A 6,707-nucleotide genomic window follows, 5' to 3' on the forward strand; every position below is an offset into this window, starting at 1 on the left:
GAAAGCGTGCGTATTGCCTGAAAACACAACCCGCTACGGGGGAGACTTACCCGAAATCTGATTTATTCAACAAAGCCTGTGGTTGCTGTCATTACACCTCTCACCTTCAGTTCTGGACTTTGATATTGATGTGCCCTTGTCATTCTTCAATTCATCTGAAGGTGAAGATAAGTTAGTGGTTTCGGATTTTGGCGATGCATTTGGAGGCTTCCTAACTACATATTCTAAGTTGCTATTAGGGATTATGGGGCTATTAGTAGTTTCTTCAACTGCCTTTAAAATTTTAAAGGGGGAGGAAATAGGTGAGATATTCCCGATGCTTCTAATTGCTGGCGCTTTTCTTATCGGCTTGTCAGTTTTTACATCTGCTTTAGGTTCGGAAGAGACTGATGCCACTTCAGCTTCGACTGTAAAGGTTATCAAGAAATATGTAAAACATGAAAAATACGATAAACTTGTCGCATATTTAAATGATAGTAATTGGCCCTCAGGCGAAGAGGTATCTGTAAACTATTTAAAGGCGCAACTACATATAAAACTCGGCAAGCCAGATGTGAAGTTAACACAGAATGTTGTTAGGGCGTATATGTCTGGTGTATTACAGTCAAATATTCCCGTGAAAGTTCGTTATGCATTGGAAAAGACAGCTTTAGATAAATCCGTCTCACCACTTGCGATTCGTTATGAGCAAAAACGTATGTCTAAATCACATACCTTTTCAAAAGCGTCGGTTAATTGTCTTAAAGTAGGTAGTCCCGTCGCATTCGTTGGCGTTTTGTTCGCTCTTCTTGGTATAAAAATCAGGCGGCGAGTCAGATTCTTAGAATCAAATTGAATGAAAGCCCGGTACGCTGGGCTTTTTTATTCAGTAACTTTTATCAAATATGTAGTAATTTACCGGAATCTGCTTCTCCAGCTTGTTAGCTGAAAAGCTTACTCAAGTATAATAATCTACTTCTGATTATGTTTTTTATGGTTTTATTTTTACACAACTTATTAAGGATACATGATGTGTAACTTTACTCCTGTTCAAATTATTGCTGATTATATACTGAGGTTTCTTAAAAATAATACTGATGCCAAGCTTTATGAGGCAATGCAGCGTCTTGAAAAGAAAATTGGTCAGTTTGTCGCTGATGGGGTTGATGAACATCAATTACGCTCTTCATTAAGCAAAGTCTGTCGATCTCGTTCCAGGGCGGCTCTTAAAGAGGAGTGTGAACAACTCATTCCATAAAAAGAACATCATACGGGAAAGTTACTTTAACGGTGAATGGCTCGCTTCTGGCGGTTTAAGTTGACGGCCATTCCTACCATAGCCATCATAAAGTATGATTAGCATTCGAGTGTGGCACTACTAATTTTAATGGGCTACGCATTCAGTCTCCACCTCTCTAACTATAAAGGTTCTTTTCATGTCCAATAGCTTCGATAAGCCGCAAACGCTCCCGGTACATAATTCTGATGCCGAACCCTTTTTTCCGAAAAACCTTGGTCCATTTATCGAGCAGGTATCCGGAAGGGATCTGGCAATGCTCACAGAATCAGAGAAGGAAAAACTTGCGCACCTGATCAGAACTGGGCGTAAATATGGAGTTTCTGTCGCTATCGTTCCTGATACAGATTCTGCTGAGCTTCATGAATTACTGTCTAATGCCGATTCCATTGAAAGGCAGTTTTCCATCTATGAACGCATCCAGACGAAGATTGCGTTCACGCGGTGTCAGGAAGCATAAACAAAGTGAGAAATACAACTACGTGGTATGACGTAGAACATATTGAAATCACCACAGGCGAGCGAGGCGGCAGGATATGGGTGCTGAAGCTCTCCTGTGGCCATACAGTATTTCGCCGAATACCTCCTATACGTCTTCATAACCTCACAGCTTTTTCTCTGCGGGAGCCCCCAGAAAAATGTCGGTGCTCTCTTTGCAATTCAAGTCCATAATAAAGCCTTTTTAAAGGCCACAAACTGCATATCACAGGATAAATCATCCTCTACAGCGTTCATTCTTAAACGCAAAATTTATATTTCATTCATTCTATTTTAAAAGCGTTATAAAAGACGGAATCCTATTTAGTCTGTTTGATGCTTAAATCATCTTCAGTGCCTTTTATCTTTTACCCAGCGACTTTAACATTAACCTGAGCAGAAAACTTGTTTTCAAACTAAGTTCGAAAACTTTCTGCTCAGGTTATTAGCCGGGTAAGCCACTTTGTTATATTTGTTTCATGTTAACAGAGGAGGCGATATGCAAATTGAAAAGGTGATGTCATTACTTGAAGTGCTTTCAAGCTGGCTTGAAGATAACATCAATATGGATTCTGAAATTATCTTTGATAATGACGAAGATAATACCAACTCAGAAATTCTGTATCCTGCTGTAGAAAAGGCTAATGCCGTTTTGCGCAAAATGGCATCTTTATCTTCAGATTCTGTTCATGCAATTCGACAGCGCTTGCAGCTTGCCGTAGAAGGCAAAGCTGAATTGTCCCTCAAGGATGTGGGAGAGCTTCTGCTGGCAACAAAGTATCTGATGTTGTCCACTGAAGAGGGAGAGTAAGCCTGTGACCACTCTCGTATTTGAAATGGCAGATATCAATAAACTGATCGAAGAAATTCGCACCGCAAAAACGTTTTCGGTCACCCCAGATCAGATCTATGACCCGGCATGCTATCCGGGGGGAGCCCTCCTTAACGCTGAGGGACAGACTGAAGAAGAGGCGCGTAAAGCTGGTAGGGTTTTCTTTCCCTCATCCTCAAAAATTGCCAGCACACATCTGGTGCCAAAAGTGCTTCTCGCGCACAGTCATGGTGTATACCTGATCACTAATGCTGAGCTTGAGGGCTCTCCCGCATCCCGCGATACTGTGGCTTACGCCCAGGGGATGAATCCAAAACTGGATGAGGACTGGGATTACGCTTGTGATGCCGCTTTGGGTGGGTCTGATTGTAGCTATACCATTCCCGTTGAGTGGCTGGAGTTAGCGGTAGAGCAGGGTTTTCAGGAGTTTCGACTTCGAATGAGTGAAACCAATATCAAACTTGTCAGCAAATAGTATGTCCTTGCTGTTTCCAGTCAAACATTGTCCGCCAGTCGAGCTGCTGGCGGATTGTTTTATATAAGGCCGGGAAGGTATGTCAGGTTTAAGCAGTTCCGCCCAGAAGCTTACAAGGGCGCAGATTTACGTGTTAAGACGGATGGCATCCGGCACGATCTATGATATCTCTGGCAATTTCAGACGGGCCAGAGAACGGCGTACGTTTATGGGGAATCCTGATGATGTGACGTGCAGGAGCTCTCCGGTCCTGTTCCGGCTGGGCCTCGTGGAGTTATGCCAGCCAGTAAGGCATCTGGAGCCAGGTTTATACTATCGGCTCAAGTTGAGCTCCTCAGGGCATGAAGCTCTTAAGGCGAACGCACACCTCTAACATTTGAGATAGTTCGTTCGCAGCCAGGAAAGTAACTTTCATCTCAAGTGTGACCCTTACTACCTCATTTATGAGTAAAACCCCCCTCTGATATGTCGAAAATGCTCATTTATACGAAAATAGTTTCTCTTCAGGTGTGATGTAATTACTGAGAATTCTCCCTGAATGGAAGGCAACCGATGAAAATGTTTTTTACCCCTTATGTTCGTATCGTTTTCTATTTTTGCGCATTGATTTTTATTGTTTACAGTTTCAGTGATTTTTTCCAGGGCGTCCCTGACAGCACCTTCTTCAGTGCGGTCATCACGCTACTTGTTATCGGAACCATTGTTGCCCGGCATCTGGATCGCAAAAAATCTCTCAAATATACTTCACAGATTTAAGTTTCCACTCAGGCCACTCTCGGGTGGCTTTTATAATTTAATAAGGACCGGTTCATGCATAACCACGAAATTCAGACCATTGCTATATTTAGTGCCCAGTATAAAAACATCGAAGATGCTGAAAATGCAGGTGCTTTATATTCAGTAGATATTGAATATCCGATGACACTAAATGATTTATCGCGGCTTTGCGACTCTATTGCCGAAGCAGTAGGTGTGCCTGGCGGCGTCAAATACCAGTTCGTGTCCCAGCCGGAAGCGCATGAAACCAGCTTCTGATAACCAGTAACCAAACTGCCTAAAAGCAGGTGCAAAGCCATGAAACAAACAAAGTCTTCTATGTCACGTATTGTGCAGCTGTACGACGGGAGCCGATACGGAAACTGCGAGCAGGCTGATAACGAAGGAGAGCTTTTTACGGTGGTGTTGAATAAGCCTTCGCAGATCGATGACATCCGTAAAATCGTAGACACAACCGCCGAAGTACTTGGCAAAGCTTTGCCAGTACTCCTCTTTTAAAGCTTACATCCGTGAAGGATAATTACGGTCTTACTACTTTCAGTTTTTCATTCCAGTGCCGTCCATTTTAATTTATCGATTTTAAGCGGTCGGCGCTATTTCATTGTTTCTTTTCCGACTGTAATTCCTTATATATAGGAATATTTCAAAGAATTTATCTCAGGTTATTTGTGGCGTGGTGCCAGTTGTTATAATGATTCCACATAATCTGGAGAGTCAATCATGATCACATCTCTAATGAATTTCCGCGATTTAACCGGAGAGGCAGTCATCCAGGCGCGGCAATGCGTTATTAATGCTGAGATCGAAGCGGCCCGGGAAAAGGTAATTCATGCTCGTTCGTTATTCAAAGCGGGTATACATAATGTTGTAAACGGTAGTTCTGGCATTAAGGCTGCGGCAGCACATTTTCTGGTGATAAAACGTTTACAGACTGACACTCGGTATCTGGACGCGGTTATCACTGATAACCTTTGCATGTTTTCTCCTGAGGGTTATCTGTATCTGTTTATGCAACAACGTTATTTCCTATAAAACAATGGGTTAGGTAAGTATCTTTCCATTAAAAACATTAAAAAGGTGACTTGATGAAACCATTTGGACTTGCCGGAAAACCCCGGCCCGAACCTTGCGGCTGCTGCTGGTATACCCGTGAGGACTGCCCTTACGTCAGCGCAAAACAGATCTATCGCCGCAGGCAGCGCAAGGCAGAACGCCAGCGTCAGCGCAGCACCATTGTGATGGCCGTTTCTGAATTTCGCTGACCTCTTCTGGAAATATCATTTTTTCTCCAGAAGAATTTTAAAATAAAGGGAAATCTTTTCACGGGTATCTGATGTTTATTGTTTATGGTAAATTGCGCCACATTAATTGTTTGTGGCGCAGTTCGTGATGGCTTAAGGATATAATATGAAAATCAGCCAGCTGGAATCCGGGATGCAGGTTTGGTCTGTAACCCGTACCAAAATGGGAAATACCACCATTTCAACGGTCATTGTCCACCCCGTTGTCATTATTGAAATTCATGATAACCATGTGATTGCTCGCTGGAACGGCAATGCACCACGTCGGTTTGGAGAAACGGCTATCAGGGGCTGGAAGAAGGAGAAGCCACTGCTTGTCCGTGAGCCTTTCGGAAATGTTCGTCTGGCCACCCGGGCTGAAAAAACCGCTATGCAGGAAAAAGAGTAATACCCCCTTTTAGCACCCACAATTTCACCGTCCATCTGCCTTTAACCTTGCCTGTTATTAACGGAATCCTTTCTGACTGGGCGGATCCCACGCATAACCTGAACTGTTGGCTAACCGTCTTACAGCCAAATTCCCTCCTTTATCTGGCAGGAGTGCGTCCGTGAGCTCTGTATGATCTACGTGTTTGTTAAGTAGAGCACATAACAGGAGTGGGGTATGACTGAATTAAATAAAAGCCCGTCCGGTTTTTCCGGAGCTGATGTCAGTAAAGAACAGGCTGCCATAAGGGCACTTGTAGAAAGAGTAGTGACCAACTATCGCAGCCGGACAGCACCTGATCGGGTTCAAAAGGCTTCGGTAGCGTTTAATGGGGGATTAATCCTGACCCTGATGCTGGCCTTGACGCTATTGGGCTACCTTGTGGCGGAATTGCTCAGGGGGTATGTTGCGGATAGTTCACCCTATGTGCCCGGTCTAAGTTATTCGCAATTTTCGATGCTTATGGTCGTTGAGCTGTGTCTATGCTTTCTTGCATGGTTTTTGGTTGTCACAGGGGACTATCCCCGGCCGTGGATATTTCAGGTAGTCCCGATGGAGCAGTACTGGTTCTTTGACGAAGTGGATGACGACGATCTTGCCCGGCTTTCCTGTAACCCTTACATCAAGCGCTGGCTACTTGATGAAATGTCCGGTATTCATCGACTGACCTACACGAGGCTGCATGATCGACTGGAGCGCATCTGTAATATTGCATCCCATCTCGAATACAGCCGTATTCAGGCACATAAGATTTCCCTAATCAACGGAAGCAGTGCCTCCTGATCCTACCATTGCATCCGGAAATTAAACGGGCAGGAACTGCACTGTATGTTCCGACCCAGCAGCTGCCCGTTACCCTTTTCTTTAGTATAAAATGACTTTCGCCGACAACCGGAAGTGAATCATGTCAAATAAATGAAAAATCAGTAATTTATGTAGGCGGGGTGTTTGGCTGATCAGGGCAGGGTGGTATAATAACGCTGGTGCTGGAGGCTTTTGCCCCAGCCAGCGGTAACACTGTTTGACTGTGGTAAAAGCAGAAAGCCCCGAGTAATTTTTCAATTAACCTGTACTGCACCCATTTTGTTGGACGATGAAATGGAATAGTCCCTGATATGTCAAAGCCAAAATACCCCTTCGAA

Annotated in this window: 13 protein-coding genes; 12 read left to right on the plus strand and 1 reads right to left on the minus strand. The window is 43.9% G+C overall.

Annotation, left to right across the window (positions count from 1 at the left end):
• Window positions 1-136 precede the first annotated feature (136 nt).
• From V6E55_RS24610 to V6E55_RS24665, 12 genes are all read left to right on the plus strand, one after another.
• Window positions 137-835 (plus strand): hypothetical protein, encoded by a 699-nt coding sequence (locus V6E55_RS24610; protein ID WP_239988181.1) that lies wholly within the window; start codon window positions 137-139, stop codon window positions 833-835.
• Between the two features lie 174 nt (window positions 836-1,009).
• Window positions 1,010-1,237 (plus strand): hypothetical protein, encoded by a 228-nt coding sequence (locus V6E55_RS24615; protein ID WP_000336109.1) that lies wholly within the window; start codon window positions 1,010-1,012, stop codon window positions 1,235-1,237.
• Between the two features lie 178 nt (window positions 1,238-1,415).
• Window positions 1,416-1,736: a hypothetical protein gene (locus tag V6E55_RS24620; protein ID WP_000071366.1), complete on the plus strand. Its 321-nt coding sequence runs from the start codon at window positions 1,416-1,418 to the stop codon at window positions 1,734-1,736.
• A 516-nt stretch (window positions 1,737-2,252) separates the two neighbouring features.
• A complete protein-coding gene (locus V6E55_RS24625; protein WP_001165367.1) occupies window positions 2,253-2,564 on the plus strand; it encodes a DUF957 domain-containing protein in 312 nt (103 codons plus the stop codon).
• 4 nt (window positions 2,565-2,568) lie between these two features.
• On the plus strand, window positions 2,569-3,060 hold the full coding sequence (locus V6E55_RS24630; protein ID WP_001371932.1) for a DUF3085 domain-containing protein: 492 nt from the start codon (window positions 2,569-2,571) through the stop codon (window positions 3,058-3,060).
• Window positions 3,061-3,612: 552 nt separating this feature from the next.
• On the plus strand, window positions 3,613-3,816 hold the full coding sequence (locus tag V6E55_RS24635) for a hypothetical protein (RefSeq protein ID WP_000781547.1): 204 nt from the start codon (window positions 3,613-3,615) through the stop codon (window positions 3,814-3,816).
• A gap of 54 nt (window positions 3,817-3,870) precedes the next feature.
• Window positions 3,871-4,095 (plus strand): hypothetical protein, encoded by a 225-nt coding sequence (locus tag V6E55_RS24640; RefSeq protein WP_000551490.1) that lies wholly within the window; start codon window positions 3,871-3,873, stop codon window positions 4,093-4,095.
• 39 nt (window positions 4,096-4,134) lie between these two features.
• Window positions 4,135-4,335, plus strand: coding sequence for a hypothetical protein (locus V6E55_RS24645; RefSeq protein WP_000814953.1), 201 nt, complete (start codon window positions 4,135-4,137; stop codon window positions 4,333-4,335).
• Window positions 4,336-4,557: 222 nt separating this feature from the next.
• Entirely contained in the window at window positions 4,558-4,869 is a 312-nt protein-coding gene (locus V6E55_RS24650) for a hypothetical protein (protein WP_000633161.1), read from the plus strand.
• Between the two features lie 53 nt (window positions 4,870-4,922).
• Window positions 4,923-5,099, plus strand: coding sequence for a hypothetical protein (locus tag V6E55_RS24655; RefSeq protein ID WP_000802040.1), 177 nt, complete (start codon window positions 4,923-4,925; stop codon window positions 5,097-5,099).
• Window positions 5,100-5,244: 145 nt separating this feature from the next.
• On the plus strand, window positions 5,245-5,526 hold the full coding sequence (locus V6E55_RS24660) for a hypothetical protein (protein ID WP_000703842.1): 282 nt from the start codon (window positions 5,245-5,247) through the stop codon (window positions 5,524-5,526).
• 216 nt (window positions 5,527-5,742) lie between these two features.
• Window positions 5,743-6,348, plus strand: coding sequence for a hypothetical protein (locus tag V6E55_RS24665; RefSeq protein ID WP_000137794.1), 606 nt, complete (start codon window positions 5,743-5,745; stop codon window positions 6,346-6,348).
• Window positions 6,349-6,496: 148 nt separating this feature from the next.
• Here the strand turns inward: V6E55_RS24665 and V6E55_RS24670 are convergent.
• A partial coding sequence (locus V6E55_RS24670) for a hypothetical protein (RefSeq protein ID WP_205247018.1) occupies window positions 6,497-6,707 on the minus strand: 211 nt, incomplete at its 5' end.

This window comes from Enterobacter sp. 342 (assembly GCF_036663495.1).
Classification (GTDB): domain Bacteria; phylum Pseudomonadota; class Gammaproteobacteria; order Enterobacterales; family Enterobacteriaceae; genus Enterobacter.

What these genes read in the sequence shown, in the direction of transcription:
- V6E55_RS24615 (WP_000336109.1), top strand. Translation starts at nt 1,010, where the DNA reads ATGTGTAACTTTACTCCTGTTCAAATTATTGCTGATTATATACTGAGG.
- V6E55_RS24620 (WP_000071366.1), top strand. Translation starts at nt 1,416, where the DNA reads ATGTCCAATAGCTTCGATAAGCCGCAAACGCTCCCGGTACATAATTCT.
- V6E55_RS24625 (WP_001165367.1), top strand. Translation starts at nt 2,253, where the DNA reads ATGCAAATTGAAAAGGTGATGTCATTACTTGAAGTGCTTTCAAGCTGG.
- V6E55_RS24635 (WP_000781547.1), top strand. Translation starts at nt 3,613, where the DNA reads ATGAAAATGTTTTTTACCCCTTATGTTCGTATCGTTTTCTATTTTTGC.
- V6E55_RS24640 (WP_000551490.1), top strand. Translation starts at nt 3,871, where the DNA reads ATGCATAACCACGAAATTCAGACCATTGCTATATTTAGTGCCCAGTAT.
- V6E55_RS24645 (WP_000814953.1), top strand. Translation starts at nt 4,135, where the DNA reads ATGAAACAAACAAAGTCTTCTATGTCACGTATTGTGCAGCTGTACGAC.
- V6E55_RS24650 (WP_000633161.1), top strand. Translation starts at nt 4,558, where the DNA reads ATGATCACATCTCTAATGAATTTCCGCGATTTAACCGGAGAGGCAGTC.
- V6E55_RS24655 (WP_000802040.1), top strand. Translation starts at nt 4,923, where the DNA reads ATGAAACCATTTGGACTTGCCGGAAAACCCCGGCCCGAACCTTGCGGC.
- V6E55_RS24660 (WP_000703842.1), top strand. Translation starts at nt 5,245, where the DNA reads ATGAAAATCAGCCAGCTGGAATCCGGGATGCAGGTTTGGTCTGTAACC.
- V6E55_RS24665 (WP_000137794.1), top strand. Translation starts at nt 5,743, where the DNA reads ATGACTGAATTAAATAAAAGCCCGTCCGGTTTTTCCGGAGCTGATGTC.